Annotated in this window: 18 protein-coding genes; 7 read left to right on the top strand and 11 right to left on the bottom strand. The window is 68.5% G+C overall.

The window, feature by feature from the left end; translation table 11 throughout:
• Positions 1–199: 199 nt before the first annotated feature.
• Genes BKN51_RS12350 through BKN51_RS12340 form a run of 3 tightly spaced genes read right to left on the bottom strand, consistent with a single transcriptional unit; the run spans position 200 to position 2,865 of the window.
• Entirely contained in the window at positions 200–1,006 is an 807-nt protein-coding gene (locus BKN51_RS12350) for a hypothetical protein (protein WP_101607781.1), read from the bottom strand.
• Positions 1,007–1,060: 54 nt separating this feature from the next.
• Positions 1,061–2,194, bottom strand: a complete 1,134-nt coding sequence (locus tag BKN51_RS12345; RefSeq protein ID WP_101607780.1) for an FAD-dependent oxidoreductase — start codon at positions 2,192–2,194, stop codon at positions 1,061–1,063.
• Positions 2,191–2,865, bottom strand: a complete 675-nt coding sequence (locus BKN51_RS12340) for a TetR/AcrR family transcriptional regulator (RefSeq protein WP_101607779.1) — start codon at positions 2,863–2,865, stop codon at positions 2,191–2,193. The genes BKN51_RS12345 and BKN51_RS12340 overlap by 4 nt, the downstream gene beginning before the upstream one ends.
• A 264-nt stretch (positions 2,866–3,129) precedes the next feature.
• Between BKN51_RS12340 and rox (BKN51_RS12335) the strand changes: the two genes are divergently transcribed.
• On the top strand, positions 3,130–4,578 hold the full coding sequence (gene rox / locus BKN51_RS12335) for a rifampin monooxygenase (protein WP_101607778.1): 1,449 nt from the start codon (positions 3,130–3,132) through the stop codon (positions 4,576–4,578).
• A 30-nt stretch (positions 4,579–4,608) separates the two neighbouring features.
• On the opposite strand, the gene BKN51_RS12330 is transcribed toward rox (BKN51_RS12335), so the two are convergent.
• Positions 4,609–5,055, bottom strand: a complete 447-nt coding sequence (locus tag BKN51_RS12330) for an Lrp/AsnC family transcriptional regulator (RefSeq protein WP_101607777.1) — start codon at positions 5,053–5,055, stop codon at positions 4,609–4,611.
• Between the two features lie 92 nt (positions 5,056–5,147).
• On the opposite strand from BKN51_RS12330, the gene BKN51_RS12325 reads away from it, so the two are divergent.
• Entirely contained in the window at positions 5,148–6,017 is an 870-nt protein-coding gene (locus tag BKN51_RS12325) for an LLM class flavin-dependent oxidoreductase (RefSeq protein WP_101607776.1), read from the top strand.
• Positions 6,014–6,439, top strand: coding sequence for a nucleoside deaminase (locus BKN51_RS12320; RefSeq protein ID WP_101607775.1), 426 nt, complete (start codon positions 6,014–6,016; stop codon positions 6,437–6,439). Before BKN51_RS12325 ends, BKN51_RS12320 begins: the two co-directional genes overlap by 4 nt.
• Here the strand turns inward: BKN51_RS12320 and BKN51_RS12315 are convergent.
• Complete coding sequence (locus BKN51_RS12315; RefSeq protein WP_101607774.1) at positions 6,430–7,548, bottom strand: cytochrome P450; 1,119 nt, start codon at positions 7,546–7,548, stop codon at positions 6,430–6,432. The two genes, BKN51_RS12320 and BKN51_RS12315, sit on opposite strands and share 10 nt — an antisense overlap.
• Positions 7,549–7,896: 348 nt before the next feature.
• Here BKN51_RS12315 and BKN51_RS12310 point away from each other — a divergent pair, with 348 nt between their 5' ends.
• A complete protein-coding gene (locus tag BKN51_RS12310; RefSeq protein WP_102906611.1) occupies positions 7,897–9,009 on the top strand; it encodes a tyrosine-type recombinase/integrase in 1,113 nt (370 codons plus the stop codon).
• On the opposite strand, the gene BKN51_RS12305 is transcribed toward BKN51_RS12310, so the two are convergent.
• Entirely contained in the window at positions 9,000–9,188 is a 189-nt protein-coding gene (locus BKN51_RS12305) for a hypothetical protein (RefSeq protein WP_101607772.1), read from the bottom strand. The genes BKN51_RS12310 and BKN51_RS12305 overlap by 10 nt on opposite strands.
• A 25-nt stretch (positions 9,189–9,213) precedes the next feature.
• On the opposite strand from BKN51_RS12305, the gene BKN51_RS12300 reads away from it, so the two are divergent.
• Positions 9,214–9,726, top strand: coding sequence for a CGNR zinc finger domain-containing protein (locus BKN51_RS12300; protein WP_101607771.1), 513 nt, complete (start codon positions 9,214–9,216; stop codon positions 9,724–9,726).
• 4 nt (positions 9,727–9,730) lie between these two features.
• Here BKN51_RS12300 and BKN51_RS12295 read toward each other — a convergent pair whose 3' ends face one another.
• Complete coding sequence (locus tag BKN51_RS12295) at positions 9,731–10,951, bottom strand: hypothetical protein (protein WP_233223336.1); 1,221 nt, start codon at positions 10,949–10,951, stop codon at positions 9,731–9,733.
• Between the two features lie 107 nt (positions 10,952–11,058).
• Complete coding sequence (locus BKN51_RS12290) at positions 11,059–11,532, bottom strand: MarR family winged helix-turn-helix transcriptional regulator (protein ID WP_101607769.1); 474 nt, start codon at positions 11,530–11,532, stop codon at positions 11,059–11,061.
• A gap of 92 nt (positions 11,533–11,624) precedes the next feature.
• Here BKN51_RS12290 and BKN51_RS12285 point away from each other — a divergent pair, with 92 nt between their 5' ends.
• On the top strand, positions 11,625–12,713 hold the full coding sequence (locus BKN51_RS12285) for an epoxide hydrolase family protein (protein ID WP_101607768.1): 1,089 nt from the start codon (positions 11,625–11,627) through the stop codon (positions 12,711–12,713).
• Here BKN51_RS12285 and BKN51_RS12280 read toward each other — a convergent pair.
• Positions 12,691–13,284 (bottom strand): TetR/AcrR family transcriptional regulator, encoded by a 594-nt coding sequence (locus BKN51_RS12280; RefSeq protein WP_101607767.1) that lies wholly within the window; start codon positions 13,282–13,284, stop codon positions 12,691–12,693. The two genes, BKN51_RS12285 and BKN51_RS12280, sit on opposite strands and share 23 nt — an antisense overlap.
• Positions 13,284–14,132 (bottom strand): oxidoreductase, encoded by an 849-nt coding sequence (locus tag BKN51_RS12275; RefSeq protein ID WP_101607766.1) that lies wholly within the window; start codon positions 14,130–14,132, stop codon positions 13,284–13,286. Before BKN51_RS12275 ends, BKN51_RS12280 begins: the two co-directional genes overlap by 1 nt.
• 281 nt (positions 14,133–14,413) lie before the next feature.
• Between BKN51_RS12275 and rox (BKN51_RS12270) the strand changes: the two genes are divergently transcribed.
• Positions 14,414–15,892, top strand: coding sequence for a rifampin monooxygenase (gene rox, locus BKN51_RS12270; RefSeq protein WP_101607765.1), 1,479 nt, complete (start codon positions 14,414–14,416; stop codon positions 15,890–15,892).
• A gap of 135 nt (positions 15,893–16,027) precedes the next feature.
• Here rox (BKN51_RS12270) and BKN51_RS12265 read toward each other — a convergent pair whose 3' ends face one another.
• On the bottom strand, positions 16,028–16,735 hold the full coding sequence (locus tag BKN51_RS12265; RefSeq protein WP_101607764.1) for a GntR family transcriptional regulator: 708 nt from the start codon (positions 16,733–16,735) through the stop codon (positions 16,028–16,030).
• Between the last annotated feature and the right edge of the window lie 69 nt (positions 16,736–16,804).

Raw genomic sequence — 16,804 nt, 5'->3', positions numbered from 1 at the left:
GATGGCTAGATGTGCGATTTTCGAGAGGGCCGTGAGTGGTAAAGAGGGTTATTGAGGGGAAGGTCGAACGTGTCGTGTTCGGGCGGGATGGGCGCTCACGTGTGATCCGGCTCTGATCACGCGAGTCACGCCCTCGCTCACCTTGGATTCAGCCACAACGACACCTTTGCCCTACCCCCTCAATAACCGTCCTTACCACTCACGAGGAGACCTGCACGGGGGTGCCGTAGTCGCCGGGCGGCAACGCGGGACGGCGGTGGTGCCGCCACACACCGATCACCGTCGTCCCGAACGCGAGGACGGCGTAGGCGATCAGCCAGCCGGTGAACTCGGCGGGCGCCTGGTCGCCGACGGCCATGTCGTACAGGACGATCACCGGGTAGAAACCGGGTATCGCGGCTTGGCTGTCCAGGACGCGCAGTTCGGTGTCGACGGCCGCCGAAGCGGTGTCCTCGGCGTACACCGGCCGGCGCAGGGTGCCGATGAGGATCACCGCGCAGCAGAGCGCGGCCCAGCCGAGCAGGGCGGCCAGCCCCCACGCGTACGCCTTCGCCGGGGTGGTGAGGTGGATTGCCGCCGCGAGAGCGGCTCCGCCGCCGAAAGTGATCACGAACGAGGCCACGTACCAGGCGCCGAGGATCGCGAAAGCCGAAGGTCTCCCGGAGCGCCGGTCCATCACCGGCAACGGTCCCAGTGCCCGCTCGCGGTGTCGGTACGACAGCCAGAGCGCGACTTCCAGGGAGGCACAGATGAGGCCGAGAAGAATCCCGTTGCCGCCGAGCCCCACGGCTCCAGCGGCCATGCCCAGCAGGACACTCAACACCGCCGCTCCGGCGAGCCATCGGAATCGGCCTGGTGTCCGCCGGCTCAAGCGGGCGCCGACTCTGGCGGCGAGCAGTCTTGACGGCTCCCCCACCTCGACGCCGCGTTTGCCCAGCCATTGCCTGGTCGCCGTGATCTCGTCGAACCCTGGTTCGCCGGGCCAGCCCGTCATCGCGTTCGCCATCGTTCCCCCTCGCGCGCCTAATGGATCTACGCCCGGCACCGCGCGGTGGTTGCCTCAGCGATAGGACGCGAATCGTTCCAGCAAGGGCTTCGGGGAGTCTTCGGCGAAGCAGAGCACGAGGCTTTCGGCGGATTCGGCTGCCGAGGCTTCGCTGCGCGGGAACAACGCCTTCTCGTAGGCGGCCAAGGCGGCGTTGACGTCGCCGGGGTGAGCGGCGAGGGCCAGGCCGAGTTCGGCGCCGTCGAGCATCGCGAGGTTGGCGCCCTCGCCGGCGAACGGTGACATCAGGTGGGCGGCGTCGCCGAGAAGGGTGACCCCGGGGACGCGGTCCCAGTGGTGTCCGATCGGCAGCGCGTGGATCGGCCGTGGGGTCAGGGCGCCGTCCGCGTCGGTGATCAGTGCCCGCAGGCCTGCGTCCCAGTCGTCGAAATGGGCGAGCACCGCGGCCTTCGCGGTGGTGGTGTCGGTGAAGTCGATGGTGGAGATCCAGTCTTCGGCGGTCTTCAACGCGATGTAGACGTGCAGGCTGCCTGCCGAGTCGTGGTGCGCCAGGAATCCTTTGCCCGCGCCGAGTGCGAAGAACATGCCCCCGCCGATCAGTGCGGTGCTCGCGGGATGACGGATCACGGCGTCGTGCAGGTGGACTTCGACGAACGAGAGCCCCTCGTAGGCCGGTTCGGCGTCGGAGACCAGGGGGCGGACCTTGGACCACGCGCCGTCCGCGCCGATCAGCAGGTCCGTGGTGAACGTGGCGCCCCCGGCGAGAGTCACTTCGTGTGTGCCGCCGCCGAGCGGGCGTGCGCCGGTGATCTTGGCGCCCCAGCGCACGGTGCCTTCGGGCAGTGAGCCGAGCAGAAGGTCCCGGAGGTCGCCACGGGCGACTTCGGGACGGCCTCCGTCACCGTCGTCGGCTTCCTCATGGTGGACGACGCCGTGGCGGTCGAGGATGCGCATGGCCTCGCCGCCGGGGTGTACGAGCGCGCGGAACTCGTCGTGGAGACCGGCGGCCCGGAGTGCTTCCTGGCCGGATTCGTCGTGGATGTCGAGCATCCCGCCCTGTGTCCGGGCGGACGGCGACGCGTCGAGGTCGAAGACCGCTGCCTCGATGCCGTTGACGTGCAGAACACGGGCCAGGGTGAGTCCGCCGAGGCCTGCGCCGATGATCGCGATGGGGTGATGTGTGGTCATGTCGGGTTCCTTTCGGGTGGTAAGGCGGTGTGCGTGATCCCGGTGATCAGCACCTGCAAGCCCCACGACATCCGCTGCTCGGGCCGTCCGGTGAGCAGATCGGCCGCGTGGGCGGCGATCTGCGGGTGGGTCGTCTCGTCGGCGTCCCGTACGGCGAGGGCCAGTGCGTCCCAGTCACCGTGCGGCTCCTCGTCGGCGTGCTCGGCCGCGGTCGTCGTCGCGTACTGCAGGAGGAGGTCGATTCCCCAGGCGCGCCGTTCGGGGGGCACGCCGCCCTCGGCGAGCAGGACGAGCAGGTTTTCGACCAGGCCGAGGTAGTTCTCCCCGCTCGGGCGGGCCACCAGCGCGGACAGGGCGAGACCCGGGTACTCGAGCAGCATCGCGGTGTAGGCCGTGAGCAGCCGTTCGAGCCGGTCACGCCAGTCGCCTTCGGACGGCGGCGGGGCGATCGTGCCGAGGAGTTCGTCCAGGATCGCCGCGTGCAGTTCGGCGGTGTTGCGGACGTAGACGTAGAGCGAGGCCGCGCCGGTGTCGAGTTCCTGGGCCAGGCGGCGCATCGTGACCTTCCGCAGGCCTTCTTCCCGCAGGATCCCGACGGCCGCGGCCACGATGCCGTCGCGGCTCAGTGCGGGTTTGGCCGGACGTTCCCGGCGGCTCTTCTCAGGTGCCATATGCCCACGGTAGCGAACATGTTCGTGACGAACAAGTTCGGACCGAACATGTTCGTCACAGGTCACAATGAATGGAATCGGCTTTCCGGGAGCTGTCCAGAGCGGACGAAAAAGGAGGGGTTCTCCCCCTCCCCTTCAAGATATAGCGCACCCGGGGGCTTGCGGCAAGACCCCCATCGTGCTTCACAATCTTCCGCCGTAGGGCTACAACCTGCGGAAATCAGGGGTTTCATGAACCATGAGCTTGATCAATCGGGGGGATTCATGATCGACGTCATCATCGCCGGCGGCGGACCGACCGGCATGATGCTGGCCGCCGAGCTGCGGCTGCACGGCGTGCGCGTCGTCGTGCTGGAACGGCTGACCGAGCCGACCGATCACGTCCGGTCGCTCGGCATCCACGTGCGCAGCATCGAGGTGATGGCCCAGCGCGGTCTCCTGGAGCGGTTCCACGAGACCGGCAAGCAGTACGAACTCAACGGTCACTTCGCCGCCATCGTCAAACCGCGGGCGCCCCGGCTGGACTCCGCGCACGCCTACGTCCTCGGCATCCCGCAGCCCGCCACCGAGCGGCTGCTGACCGAGCACGCCGTCAAGGCGGGTGCGGAGATCCGGCGCGGCACCGAGGTCGTCGGGCTGAGCCAGGACGACGAGGGCGTCGAGGTCGAGCTGGCCGACGGCACCCGGCTGCGGTCGCGCTACCTCGTCGGCTGCGACGGCGGGCGCAGCACGGTGCGCAAGCTGCTCGGTGTCGGTTTCCCCGGCGACCCGGCCAGGAACGAGAACCTGCTGGGCGAGATGGAAGTGACCGCGACGGCGGAGGAGATCACCGCCGTGGTGACCGAGATCCGCAAGACCGAGAAGTTCTTCGGTCTCGGTCCGTCCGGCGAGGGCGTGTACCGCGTCGTCGTCCCGGCCGAGAGTGTGCGGGAGGACCGCACGGTCGAGCCGACGCTGGAGGAGTTCAAGCAACGGCTGCGGCATTACGCGGGCACCGATTTCGGTGTGCACTCGCCGCGCTGGCTGTCCCGGTTCGGCGACGCGACCCGGCAGGCCGAGCGCTACCGTGTCGGCCGGGTACTGCTGGCGGGCGACGCCGCGCACGTCCACCCGCCGCTGGGCGGGCAGGGGCTCAACCTCGGTATCCAGGACGCGTTCAACCTCGGCTGGAAACTGGCCGCCGAGATCGCGGGCTGGGCGCCGGGAGGGCTGCTCGACAGCTACCACGTCGAACGGCATCCGGTGGCCGCCGAGGTCCTGGACAACACCCGGGCGCAGGCCGAACTGATGTCCACCGAGCCCGGCGCCCAGGCCGTGCGGCGGCTGCTGTCGGAGCTGATGGACTTCGAGGAGGTCCACCGGTATCTGGTCGAGAAGATCGTCGCGATCGGGATCCGCTACGACTTCGGCGACGGCCACGCCCTGCTCGGGCGGCGGATGCGGGACGTGGCGCTCAAGGACGGCCGTCTGTACGACCTCACCCACGCAGGCCGTGGCCTGCTGCTCGATCAGACCGGACGGCTTTCGGTCGGGAGCTGGGGAGAACGGGTCGACCACGTCGTCGACGTCAGCGAAGAGCTGGAGGTACCGGCGGTCCTGCTGCGGCCGGACGGTCACGTGGCATGGGCGGGCGAAGACCAGGAAGGGTTGGACGCCGCGCTGCGCCGGTGGTTCGGAGAGGGCGAAGTCCGGGAGACGGCGGGACAAGCCTGACACCAGCACCAGGGCCCGTGACCCGACCGGTCACGGGCCCTGCGGCCCCCGGTAGGGCAACGTCTGGTTGTAGACGATGTTGGTGTTCGTGCTCCCGAACAGCGCGAGCTCGTTGACGATCTCCTCCAGCCGCCCCATCGACGGCGCGGCGATCTTCAGCGAATAGCAGTCGTCACCGGTCGTCCGGAGGCATTCGAGGATCTCGGTCCGCTCCGCCAGGAGCTTGTACAACGGCGCGTGCTTGCTGCCCGGGTACTTCAGCCGCACCACCGCGAGCACCACGTACCCGGCCTTTTCGAGGTCGATGTCGGCGCGGTAGCCGGTGATCACCCCCGCCGACTCCAGCCGCTTGACCCGTTCGGTCGTCGCGGACGCGCTCAGGCTGACCCGCTTCCCCAGCTCGGTGAGCGGGAGGCGCCCGTCCTTCTGGAGCTCGATCAGGATCGCCCAGTCCGTCGCGTCGAGAGTCTCGGCCATCTGGCCAGAATACCGGCAGATCCACGGCGGGAACGCCCACGCACCGGGAAAGATCTCTTCCCGGCTCGCCGTCGCACCGATAGCCTTGACCTGTGCGAATAGGTGTCAACGTCCCGAATTTCGGACCGGGGACCGACCCCGGGATCCTCCGCGGCTGGGCCACCACGGTCGAAGGCCTCGGCTACGACCTGCTCATGGTGTCCGATCACGTCGCCATCACCCCCGACGTCGCCGAGCAGTACCCGGCGCCGTTCTACGAGCCGTTCACGACGCTGTCGTGGCTGGCCGGCGTGACGAGCAGAATCCGGCTGGGCACCACCGTGCTCATCGTCCCGTACCGGCATCCACTGCTGATCGCCCGCATGGCCGCGAACCTGAACCAGCTCAGCGGCGGACGGCTCGTGCTCGGTGTCGCGTCCGGATGGGCCCGGCAGGAGTTCGAAGCGCTCGATGTCCCGTTCGGGAAACGAGGACGGCTGACCGACGACCACCTCGACGCCGTCCGGAAGGCGTGGGCGAACGACGCCGACTACCGCGCGGGCGACATCCCGATCTGGGTCGGCGGCAACAGCGACGCCGGGATCCGCCGCGCCGTCCGCGTCGGCGACGCCTGGCATCCTCTGCGGACCTCCCTCCCCTGGCTCACCGAAGCACTCACCAGGGTCAAGACGATCGCCGACGCCCAAGAACGGCCCGTCCCCGCGTTCACCCCGCGGATCCTGCTGAACGTCACCGACCGTCCGATCACCGGACCCGAACGCCTCGCCGGGGAAGGCACGATCGAGCAGATCGTCGACGACCTCGACCGGCTTCGCCACCTCGGCGCCGAGACGGTCGTGCTCGACCCGTTCTCCGGCGACCCCGAGGAAACACTCCGCCCGGAAGCCGCCTGGCAGGCTTTGGCGACCGTGGCAGCACACTGGGAACTGGGCCGATACCGGCCGGAACGGGAGCGATCATGACCGACGAAGACGAGAAGTTCCTCCGCCACGCCATCGAGCTGGCCGCGAAGTCCCGGAAGGACGGTGACCCGCCCTTCGGCTCGCTTCTCGTCGGCCCCGACGGCACGGTGCTGGCCGAAGACCACAACACGTCGGTGTCGCAGTCGGACATCAGCCTGCACCCGGAACTGAAGCTTGCCGTGTGGGCCGCGCGCGAACTGGACCCTGTCGTCGCCGCGGAGACGACGATGTACACCAGTTGCCAGCCGTGCGGGATGTGCCAGGGCGCCATCGAACGCTCCGGCCTGGGACGGGTCGTGTTCGCCCTGTCGGGCGAGCAGGTCACCGCGCTCAAGCCGCCGTCCACCGCGCCGGCGGTGCGGCTGGAAGGGCCTGCGTTGTTCGACGAGGCCCGTGTCCCGGTTGCCGGGTACTACACCTGAGAACCGGCGAATCGGAATTCCGGTGGGGCCAGAATCGGCCCCATCACCGGATTTTCCTTCAGCAGTTCGATTTTCCGGGCCGGTAATTCATCCCAGCATTCCAGGATCTTGGCGGTCGCCTGGTTCACGAAACGCGATCCGACACAGGCGGCCGCCCCGAAACCATAGGGGAGATAGACGGACTTGTAGCCCTGAGGCGGATTCTCCCAGCGTTTCGGGAGGTACTCGTCGGCGTCATTCCACACTTGTGGATCACGGTGCAGGAGGAAACTGCACAGAAAGAGCCTTTCGCCCGGTGACAGCGCCACCCCGCCCACGTCGATCGGGGTCGTGACCTTCCGGGACATCAGCCAGGCCGTCGGCCACAGCCGCAACGCCTCACGCACCCGGTTCTCCACCGGATCACCCGGTTCGCCCCTGGTGAGGGTGGCACCGGCGGGCATCCCGACGCGCCACCCGCTGTCGAGCAGCACACACCAGGCGAGCACCATCGCGGTCGCCCGGCACAGTGCCCCGATCAGGCCGTGCAGCACCAGCGCGACATCGTCCATCGACCCGACAGCGTCGTGGACGGCCTTCTGGAAGCCGGTGTCCCCGTCCCGGGCGGACGCCCAGCGGTGGAGCGCGGCCTCCGCCCGGCTGTGCGCGATCCGGCGGCGGAACGCGACTGTCGCGGATCGGTCCCGGTCACGCCGGTTCGACAGCGACAACGCCCGGTGCAGGGCCTTCCTCGCGGACGGGGAGAGATCGGGCAGCAGCCGATCGCCGAACAACCGCAGGTACAGGTCCGACACCGCCGAGGGCCAGGCCTCGCCGTCCATCGCGACCCGGAGTTCCTCCGTGATCCGCTCTTGTGGCAGCGACCGCAGCACGGTGTCCAGCTCCCGCGCGATGGCGGCGTTCACCGGACGGCTCTTCTCCGAACCCGGGATCCAGTCCGCGACAGCGCCCAGCGTGGCCGCGCGGGCTTCGAACGGTTCTGTCGTGCTCGCGAGCACCGTCCGGGCGATCTCCGCGTCCGACACCAGATACCGGCCCGGCTCGAACAGGACCACCGGCGGCGTGTTCGCCCGGTCCCACGCCAAAAGGGGGCGCAGGGGATCGGCCATCAGGCCACCCGTGACGCCCTCGACGACTGTGTGCACAATTCCCCCAGAACGCGACGGTTGCGGCGGCGATCCCGAGATCGCCGCCGCAACCGGAAAACACTTCAGGATCAGTAATCCATGTAGTAGATCACCCAGCCCGATTCCTTGCTGCGCATGCTACGCAGCATCGAACACGTGAAGAAACGAACAGCCTTCATTGTGTCAACCCCCAATCCCCAGTGCGTCATCAACGTGACGAGCAGAAAAATATGGGGCCCATTACGAACTTGTCAATAGCGGAACAAGACGAGGACCGGACGAGCCGAGTTTCACCGTCGTGACGGGCCGCGTTGCGTTAGGATGATCGTGATGTCCGCCGAACTCGTGCCCGCAGCCCCGAAACTGCCGGAGACCAAGGCCGAGAACCGGCGACAGGTCCTCGCCGAAGCCGTCGCGTTGCTGCCCGCGCTCCCCCCGGCCGACCCGCTCGACCGGTACGCCATCCGGCACATCACCACGCTCTGGCTGGAAACCGACAAGACCGACCACACCCGCCGCGCCTACTACGCCGACCTCGCCGCCTGGCTCGGCTGGTGCGACCGCACGGGACTCGACCCGCTGACGGCCCGGCGCGCCGACGTCGACGCCTGGAAGAACACCCTCACCGTCACCGGCAGGGACGGCCTGCCCCGGCCCGCCGCCGACTCCACCGTCGCGCGCACCCTCGCCGGCATCTCCAGCTGGTACCGGTATCTGCAGTCCAACGACATCGCCGACCGCAACCCGGTCTCCGCGGTCAACCGGCCCAAGACCGGCAAGACCCCGCCGCTGCCCGCGCTCGGCGGCGAGTCGACGGCGAAACTGCTGAACCACATGGAGAACCGCGCCCGCGCCAACGACACCGAAGCGTCCTGGCGCGACGCCGCCGTCGTCGCGATCCTGTTCTACACCGGCCTGCGCGTCTCCGGCCTGACCACCGCCACCGTGCGCGACCTCGACACCGACGCCGGGCACACGATCCTGCGCTACACAGCCAAAGGCGGCCACCGAGACTTCGTCCCGCTCGTCCCCGCCGCCCTGCACCCGCTGCGCCGCTACCTCGACCTGAGAGCGGCCCGCACCGGGGTCCGCCCCGACGAACTGACCGGACCGCTGCTCGCGACCATGCCTCATCGCTACGACAGCACCAAAACCGGCGGAAAACCGTTGGCGCAACGCGATGTCTGGTTCCTCCTACGGGCACAGGCCAAGGCAGCCGGACTCACCGAAGCGAACACCATCTCCCCGCACACGGCGCGGCGGACCACCGGAACCCTGCTGCTGGCCAACGACGTCCCGGTCCAGAAGGTCCAGGACCTGCTGGGCCACGCCGACATCCGCACCACCCGCGACCGCTACGACGCCCACCGGCACAAGCTGGAGACCTCCCCCGTGCACGCGCTCGCGCAACTACTCGCCGACGCACGCCACCGTCAAAGCTGAGCCTGTCCCAGCTGGGACTTCGTCGCCCCGATCACGACACCGTCGACCCGCGCCAGCCAGCTCCCGCACAGGCATCGGACGTACTCGAGCCTCCCTTGGGAGACCCGCTGGGACTTCGTCGCGCTTCCGGGCAGTTCCGTCAGCGGCCACCCACACCGCGGGCACAGGTTCGATTCCATGCCCCGATCGTGCTGTAATGGGTCAATGCACTTCAACCCTTACGGTGGGGCGGCCGCGCAGATCGCCGCGGACCTGGTCAACCTGGGCGACGCCGCCGGCCCGGCCACGCTGACCGCGATCTTCAAAGACCGCATGACCGTCCCCGCCGTCCGGGAACCCGAATCGACCGAGATCATCGCCTGGACCACCAGGCTACGGAACGTCTTCGAAGCGGATCCGGACGCGCGGGTCGACCTGGTCAACAGGCTGCTGCACGATTCCGCGTCCAAGCCGTACATCTCGACCCACGACGGCAAAGCACCCCACCTGCACTACGTCGACGCGCACGCCGGCACCGTCTCCCGGGTCCGGGCCTACACCGCGGGTGGGCTCGCGCACCTCGTCTGCGACGCCCCGGACCGCTTCGGCGTCTGCTCGCGCGAAGGCTGCGAAACGGTCTACGTCGACGTCTCCCGTAACGGACGCCGCCGGTTCTGCTCGACCCGCTGCGCCACCAGGGTCCACGTCGCCGACCACCGCACCCGGCAAGCGAGCTAGGCGCCTAGATCGCGTACCGCCACGCCGTCAAAGCGTGCGCCGAGAACCAGGCCCCCAGAACCACCCACGCCGCCGCGGCCGCGACAGCCGTGACCGTCCGCCGCTTCGCCAACCCGATCGCGATCGGGATCAGCACCGGGAACGCGGGCAGGATGAACCGGATCTTCGCGTCCGGCAGCCCCCGCGTCCCGATCGCCAGCATCAGCACCCCGGCGCCGTACAGCGTCAACGGCCACGGCACCCGGATGCACGCCGCCACCACTGCCAGCGCCACCGCGCCCAGCAGGAACAACACCGTCAGCGTGCTGAACACCGACTCGTCCCCGGTCAACCGGGCCAGCACCGACTCCGCGGTCTCCACCCCGAAATCGAACTCGGTGTTCCAGCCCCGCAGTTCGATGTCCTGCCAACCGGTCCAGCTACCCGTCCGGTAGGCGACGAACCCCAGGTACCCCACCACTCCCAGCGGCGCGATCACCGCACCCGCCAGCGCCCACCGCCGCTCCTCGGCCCGCCGGAAGACCGCGATCAACGCCGCGACGACGACCACCGCGACCAGCACCACCGCCGTCGACCTCGACAGCCCGGCCGCGAAGGCGCACAACCCGGCCAGCACCCATCGCCGTTCCAGCACTCCCACCAGCGCCCACACCGCGAAGGCGCAGAACACCGCCTCCGTGTAGGCCATCGAGAACACGATCGCCATCGGCGCCCCGGCCCACAACGCCACCAGCAGCAACCCGGTCCGGTCGCCGCGTTCCGGCGACACCGCCCGTCCGATGCGGATCAACCCGCACGCCAGCACCAGACCGGCCAGCACCGAGACCGTCAGCGCCGCGGTGATGACGTCGGGCCCGAGCCACATCACCGCCTCGACCAACTTCGGATACAGCGGGAAGAACGCCATCGGCGCGTCCGAATACGGCTGCCTCGCCGCGTCCAGCGTCCCCGGGAGATCGGCGTACCCGTGCACCGCCAGGCGCAGATACCACTGCCCGTCCCACGCGGTCAGCCGATCGGTCAGCGACGCACCACGCCGGTCAGCCAACAGGTCGAGCAACTGGACGCTGGCCGTGCGGATCACGAGATACAGCAGGATCGCCTTCGGGTAGGGCGACCGGGCCAGTCTGTCGAGAACTCTGTCGAACGCACGCGCCGGGCGCCCCTGCCGGGGCGCCGTTTCGGGAACGGCGGGCTGATCAAGGTCGTCGACTTCTCGGAGCACGATCAGAGTGTCCACAATGTGAAGTCATTTCGCCGTTCGATCTCGAAGATTCGCAGCACGGAAGGCGTGGTGAAGGCCACAAACCTGCCGCGTGAAGGACTCCCTCACTACCCGGTCCAGTCCTCGCCGCTTCGCCGGTCGTGGTGATCCAACAGCCTCGACAGCAGCTCGGTGAACCGCGCTCGCTCCTCGGACGACAGCGGCGCCAGCAGTTCGTCCTGACGCTCGGCCAGCTGCTTCTCCAACAGCCGCAGCTGCTGTTCGCCCGCGGTGGTCAGCGAGATGACGTTGCGCCGCCGGTCGGCGGGATCCGGGGCGCGTTCCACCAGCTCACGCTCGGCGAGCTCGTTGATCGTCGCGACCATCTCACTGACGTGGATCCCGCTCCGGCGGCCGAGCGTCGCCTGACTGGCGGGGCCGGACTCCTCCAACGTCGCCAGCACGCGGTAGTGGTAGCCCCGGGCGTTGACGGCGGAGAATCCGTCGGTCACCAGGCGATGCGCGTGGTTCGCGGTCTGGGTGAGCAGCCAGCTGGGCAGCCTCTTCCAGCCGCCGTCCGGCCCTTCCGAAGGGTTCTCCATGTGACGAGTCTAACGAATCGTTGGGCGACCGAACGATTGCGCTATCGTTTGTCACCTAAACGTTTGGTGCCCGAACATTATGGAGCCGAGACATGATCAAGCCCTTCCGCATCGACATCCCCCAAGCCGACCTCGACGACCTCAACGACCGGCTGGCCCGCACCCGCTGGCCCAACGAGATCGCCGACGCGAGCTGGGACTACGGCTTCCCGCTGCCACGACTCAGAGAACTCGCCGACCACTGGCGCACCGGCTACGACTGGCGCGCCCACGAAGCCGAGCTCAACGAGCTTCCGCACTTCACCACCGAGATCGAAGGCCAGAACATCCACTTCGTCCACGTCCGGTCCGCGAACCCGGACGCGCTCGCGCTGATCCTCACCCACGGCTGGCCCGGTTCGTTCCTGGAGTTCCTCGACGTCATCGAGCCACTGTCACGCGACTTCCACCTGGTGATCCCGTCCATCCCGGGCTACGGCTTCTCCGGACCGACCCGGGAACGCGGCTGGGACCTCGTCCGGATCGCCCGCGCCTGGGCCGAACTGATGCACCGCCTCGGATACGAGCGCTACGGCGCGCAGGGCGGCGACTTCGGCTCGGGAATCTCGATCGCGCTCGGCACGGTCGCACCGGAACAGGTCGTCGGGGTCCACGTCAACTACCTGCCGACCCGACCGGATCCGGACGCGGGCATCGAACTGTCCGAAGTGGACCAAGCGCGACTGGAGAAGATCAAGCACCTGATGGCGAACCGCCCGCCGTACCAGGCATTGCAGGCCGCCACCCCGCAGACCATCGGCTACGCCCTGACCGACTCACCCGTCGGCCAGCTCGCCTGGATCGCCGAGCGCTTCGCACAGTGGACGGACCCTCGCTCCCCCGTCAGCGACGACCGGATGCTCACCGACATCTCGCTGTACTGGCTGACCGCCACCGCGGCCTCCTCCGCGCGGCTGCACCACGAAACCCAGCGAGGGAACGCGCCCTGCCCCGTACCGCTCGGCGTGGCGGTGTTCCCGCACGACATCACGCAATCGGTACGGCCACTGGCCGAGCGGCTCTACGACATCAGGCACTGGTCGGAACTCGAGCGCGGCGGCCACTTCGCCGCGATGGAAGTACCGGACCTGCTCGCCGAGGACATCCGGGCCTTCTTCCTCAAGCTGTCAGGCCGGCACTGACCATCCAGATGTGCTCGCAGGTCGAAGACGCCCGCTGCAAGCTCTCACGGGACTCCTGCGAAGCGTGATAGAAACTCCGCTCGATCATCCAGCACAAGGCACGCGCCATCGCCGACGCCTGGTCCGGTTCGGCGCCGGCCCGGACACCGGCCCGTTCCAGCACAGCGGTGATGGCCGAGCTGAACAAGTCGGCCGTCCGGCTCCACAGCTCGCCGATCTCCGGCACGGTCAACGAAAGGTCGATCGCCGTCCGCATGACAAGACCGTGCTCGTTCCACAGCTCGACCGTGCGCCGCATGGCCGCCGCGATGGCCTGGACGGGCTCGTCGGCCTCCGCGGCGACGCGGGACCGTTCCCACAGATGCTCGACGGTCCGGGCCGCCAGCGCGGTGACCACCTCCTGCTTGGAGCCGAAGTAGAAGTACAAGGCGCCACGGGTTATCCCGGCCCCCTGGGCGATGTCCCCGACGGTCATCGCGTCATAGCCCTTGTGCGCCAGCAGGACTTCGCAGGTGTCCAGGATGGCCCGCTCCCGGACATCGCCCTTGCGCTCGGTGGTGCGCCTGGACATCAGAGCTGCGCGCCCTCGGCGAAGTCGGTCGTCCGGGAGAGCGCCTCCCACGTCCGGATGTCCTCGTCCACGGCCGTACGCGCGGCGGTGACCAGCCGCAGCGCGTCCGAGCCCAGCAACAGATGGGACGGCGGCCGCTCGAGCGACGTGATGTGCACGAGGGCCTCCCCGGCCTTCGCCGGATCGCCCAACTGGTTGCCACTGGCCTTCTGCCGCGCTTCACGGATGGGGGTGAACAGCTCGTCGTACTCGTCGATCGTCCGGGTGGCGCGGGACATCGACCGCCCCGCCCAGTCGGTGCGGAACGAACCCGGCTCGATCGCCGTCACGTGGATCCCGAACTGCGCCACCTCCTTGCCCAGCGCCTCGAGAATGCCTTCCAGCGCGAACTTGCTGCCGCAGTAGGCGGACATGCCGGGCACCGCCATCAGCCCGCCCATCGAGGTGACGGCCATCAGATGCCCGCGGCGGCGCTCGCGCATGTGAGGCAGCGCCGCCTGCAGGGTGGCCACCACTCCGAACACGTTCACCTCGAACTGCCGACGCACTTCGGCCAGCGGGGTTTCCTCGAAAGTGCCCTCCACGCCGTAGCCGGCGTTGGCGATGACAACGTCCAAGGGACCGACGGTCTGCTCGACCTCGGCGACCACCGCCGAGACGGCACCGTCGTCGGTCACGTCCAAGATGCGGCCGTGAGCGGCCCCGGGCTCGAGCTCTTCGAAGGTCCGCAGATCCTCCTGGGACCGGACCGTTCCCACGACGGTGTGCCCGGCGGCCAAGGCGGCTTGAGCGAAGGCACGCCCAAGGCCCGTGCTGACACCGGTGATCAGCCACTTCTGCTTGCTCATCGCCCCTCCAGAGGACTCGAAACGATCTCCTGAGCACAAAGTCTACACTGCGTCGATTTTTATCGTCGTAGTGCAGATTCCATGGTCACGCGGCAGGCGAAAAGGAGTGGACGGAGCGAACCCGGGCTTGTACCTTGCACTCGACCGTGACATCGCCCCAGGAGGTGAGACCCATGAACGCAGTATCGATGTGGGTGCTCCCTCTTGCGTTACGGTCGGGCGATTGACGTAGGTGTCGCCGGGAGCGCCTCGACAACAGGCACTCCCGAAAGGCACCACCTATGCACCTTCAGCAGTTCACCCCCGAGCCGTCACCGGCCTCCGGGACCGATGACTTCGACGTGATCATCGCCGGAGGCGGGCCGACCGGCGCGATGCTGGCCGCCGAACTCCGGCTGCACGACGTACGGGTACTCGTCCTCGAAAAGGAAACCGAGCCCGTGTCGTTCGTCCGGATCGTCGGCCTGCACATTCGCAGCCTCGAACTGATGGCCATGCGCGGACTGCTCGAGCGCTTCCTCGAACGCGGCAGAAGGCGTCCGGCCGCCGGTTTCTTCGCCGCCATCGGCAAACCCGAGCCCGAGGGCCTGGATTCCGCGCACGCCTACCTGCTGGGCATCCCGCAGCCGGTCGTCGATCACCTGCTCGAAGAACACGCGATCGGACTCGGCGCACAGGTCCGGCGCGGTTGTGCCCTGACCGGTTTCAAGCAGGACGACGACGGGGTGACCGTCGAACTGACCGGCGGGGAGCGGCTGCGGTCGCGGTACCTCGTCGGCTGTGACGGCGGGCGCAGCACAGTGCGCAAACTGCTCGGCGTCGGCTTCCCCGGCGAGCCCTCGCGGAACGACACGCTGATGGGCGAGATGGCCGTCGGCGTACCGCAGGAGGAGATCGCGGCCAAGGTGGCCGAAATCCGTGAGACCAGCAAGGTTTTCAGCCTCGGCCCCTTCGGCGAAGGAATCTATCGCGTCGTCGTCCCCGCCGCGGAAGTCAGCGAGGATCGCGCGGAGCCGCCCACCCTCGACGATTTCAAACGAGAGCTGCGCACCATCGCCGGAACCGACTTCGGCGTGCACTCACCACGCTGGCTGTCCCGCTTCGGCGACGCCACCCGGCTGGTGGAGAAGTATCGGGTCGGGAGGGTGCTCCTGGCGGGCGACGCGGCGCACATCCACCCGCCCGCGGGCGGTCAGGGCCTCAACCTGGGGGTTCAGGACGCGTTCAACCTCGGCTGGAAACTGGCCGCGCAGATCCGCGGCTGGGCGCCGGAGACCCTGCTCGACACCTACCAGACCGAACGTCATCCGGTCGCCGAAGACGTGCTGGACAACACCCGCGCCCAGATCGCACTGTCGTCCACCGAACCGGGTCCGCAGGCCGTGCGCAGGCTGCTCACCGAACTGATGGACTTCGACGACGTGAACCGGTATCTGATCGAGAAGATCACCGCGATCGGCATCCGCTACGACTTCGGCGAGGGCCCCGATCTGCTCGGACGCCGCCTGCGCGACATCGAGGTGAAGCAGGGCCGCCTGTACGACCGGCTCCACGGGGGCCGCGGTCTACTGCTCGACCGCACCGAACGCCTGACCGTCGGCGGCTGGTCGGACCGGGTCGATCACCTCGCGGATCCCACCGCGGCACTGGAGGTTCCGGCGGTTCTGCTCCGCCCCGACGGACACATCGCCTGGATCGGTGAGCACCAGCAGGACCTGGACGACCACCTCGCACGCTGGTTCGGCGAGCCCGTCAACTGAAGTCCGTGAAGGCCTCCTTGCCTACCTTGAGAGTAGGCAAGGAGGCCTTCACGGTCAGTGCAGGTTTTTCTGGGCGTATTAACGACTGTTTTTGAGCGTCGCCTCGACGTATAGGGCGTTATACACTTAGAAGATTCAGTGACTGGACGGCAGTTCGGCGACCTCGACCGACCTTCGGTCCTCCAGGACGCGCTGCTTCGCGTTCTCGATGTGCCGTCGCATCCGGGCGGCCGCTTCGTCCGCCTCCCCCGCTACCAACGCCTCGTAGACGGCTCGGTGCTCCTCCGCCGCCAGGCCGGGCGCTCCCCTGGCCGAACCGAGCTTCGCGAAGAACCGGAACCGCTGGACCTGGCCGCCGAGCGACCGGTACGCCTTCTCCAGGAACGGGTTGTCCGCCTGTGCGGCGATGAGCAGGTGGAACCGTTCGTCGATCGTCCAGTACGCGCTGAAGGCCGCGGTGTCCGGCGAGGTCGCGGCACGCGCGAGGTCGTCGACGCTCTCCAGCACCTCCCCCAGGAACTCGGGTGTCGTGCGGCGGGCGGCTTCGTAGGCGAGGGCGGGCTCGAGGACGAGACGGGCGTCCATCAGCTTGATCAGCTCGAACTCGGTGAGCAGCGGGGCGACCCGGTAGCCCTTGAGCGCCTCGCGGCGGACGAGCCCGGTGTGCTCCAGCCGCGCCAGCGCCTCCCGGAGCGGAGTCTGGCTGACGTCGAGTTCCCGTGACAGCGCACCGATGTTGACCGGCTCGCCCGCGGACCATCGGCCGTCGGTGAACTGACCCAGCAGCACCTCGTACATCCGGTCGGCGAGCGGCTGCCGTCCGGACCTCCGCGGGGAAGCCATGTGTCCCTCCTTAGTCGCCTCACGATATCCCGCGCGTCCGGAGGCCTTGATCTTGCATCGCTATAGTAT

The sequence above is a fragment of the Amycolatopsis sp. BJA-103 genome (assembly GCF_002849735.1).
Lineage (GTDB): Bacteria > Actinomycetota > Actinomycetes > Mycobacteriales > Pseudonocardiaceae > Amycolatopsis.
This window is presented reverse-complemented; position numbering and strand designations above follow the sequence as displayed.

Excerpts from the sequence above, each read along its gene's own strand:
- BKN51_RS12275 (WP_101607766.1), bottom strand. The coding sequence starts at position 14,132 with ATGAGCAAGCAGAAGTGGCTGATCACCGGTGTCAGCACGGGCCTTGGG.
- rox (WP_101607778.1), top strand. The coding sequence starts at position 3,130 with ATGATCGACGTCATCATCGCCGGCGGCGGACCGACCGGCATGATGCTG.
- BKN51_RS12345 (WP_101607780.1), bottom strand. The coding sequence starts at position 2,194 with ATGACCACACATCACCCCATCGCGATCATCGGCGCAGGCCTCGGCGGA.
- BKN51_RS12320 (WP_101607775.1), top strand. The coding sequence starts at position 6,014 with ATGACCGACGAAGACGAGAAGTTCCTCCGCCACGCCATCGAGCTGGCC.
- BKN51_RS12340 (WP_101607779.1), bottom strand. The coding sequence starts at position 2,865 with ATGGCACCTGAGAAGAGCCGCCGGGAACGTCCGGCCAAACCCGCACTG.
- BKN51_RS12315 (WP_101607774.1), bottom strand. The coding sequence starts at position 7,548 with ATGGCCGATCCCCTGCGCCCCCTTTTGGCGTGGGACCGGGCGAACACG.
- BKN51_RS12300 (WP_101607771.1), top strand. The coding sequence starts at position 9,214 with ATGCACTTCAACCCTTACGGTGGGGCGGCCGCGCAGATCGCCGCGGAC.
- BKN51_RS12310 (WP_102906611.1), top strand. The coding sequence starts at position 7,897 with ATGTCCGCCGAACTCGTGCCCGCAGCCCCGAAACTGCCGGAGACCAAG.
- BKN51_RS12330 (WP_101607777.1), bottom strand. The coding sequence starts at position 5,055 with ATGGCCGAGACTCTCGACGCGACGGACTGGGCGATCCTGATCGAGCTC.
- BKN51_RS12350 (WP_101607781.1), bottom strand. The coding sequence starts at position 1,006 with ATGGCGAACGCGATGACGGGCTGGCCCGGCGAACCAGGGTTCGACGAG.
- BKN51_RS12280 (WP_101607767.1), bottom strand. The coding sequence starts at position 13,284 with ATGTCCAGGCGCACCACCGAGCGCAAGGGCGATGTCCGGGAGCGGGCC.
- BKN51_RS12285 (WP_101607768.1), top strand. The coding sequence starts at position 11,625 with ATGATCAAGCCCTTCCGCATCGACATCCCCCAAGCCGACCTCGACGAC.
- rox (WP_101607765.1), top strand. The coding sequence starts at position 14,414 with ATGCACCTTCAGCAGTTCACCCCCGAGCCGTCACCGGCCTCCGGGACC.
- BKN51_RS12290 (WP_101607769.1), bottom strand. The coding sequence starts at position 11,532 with ATGGAGAACCCTTCGGAAGGGCCGGACGGCGGCTGGAAGAGGCTGCCC.
- BKN51_RS12305 (WP_101607772.1), bottom strand. The coding sequence starts at position 9,188 with ATGGAATCGAACCTGTGCCCGCGGTGTGGGTGGCCGCTGACGGAACTG.
- BKN51_RS12265 (WP_101607764.1), bottom strand. The coding sequence starts at position 16,735 with ATGGCTTCCCCGCGGAGGTCCGGACGGCAGCCGCTCGCCGACCGGATG.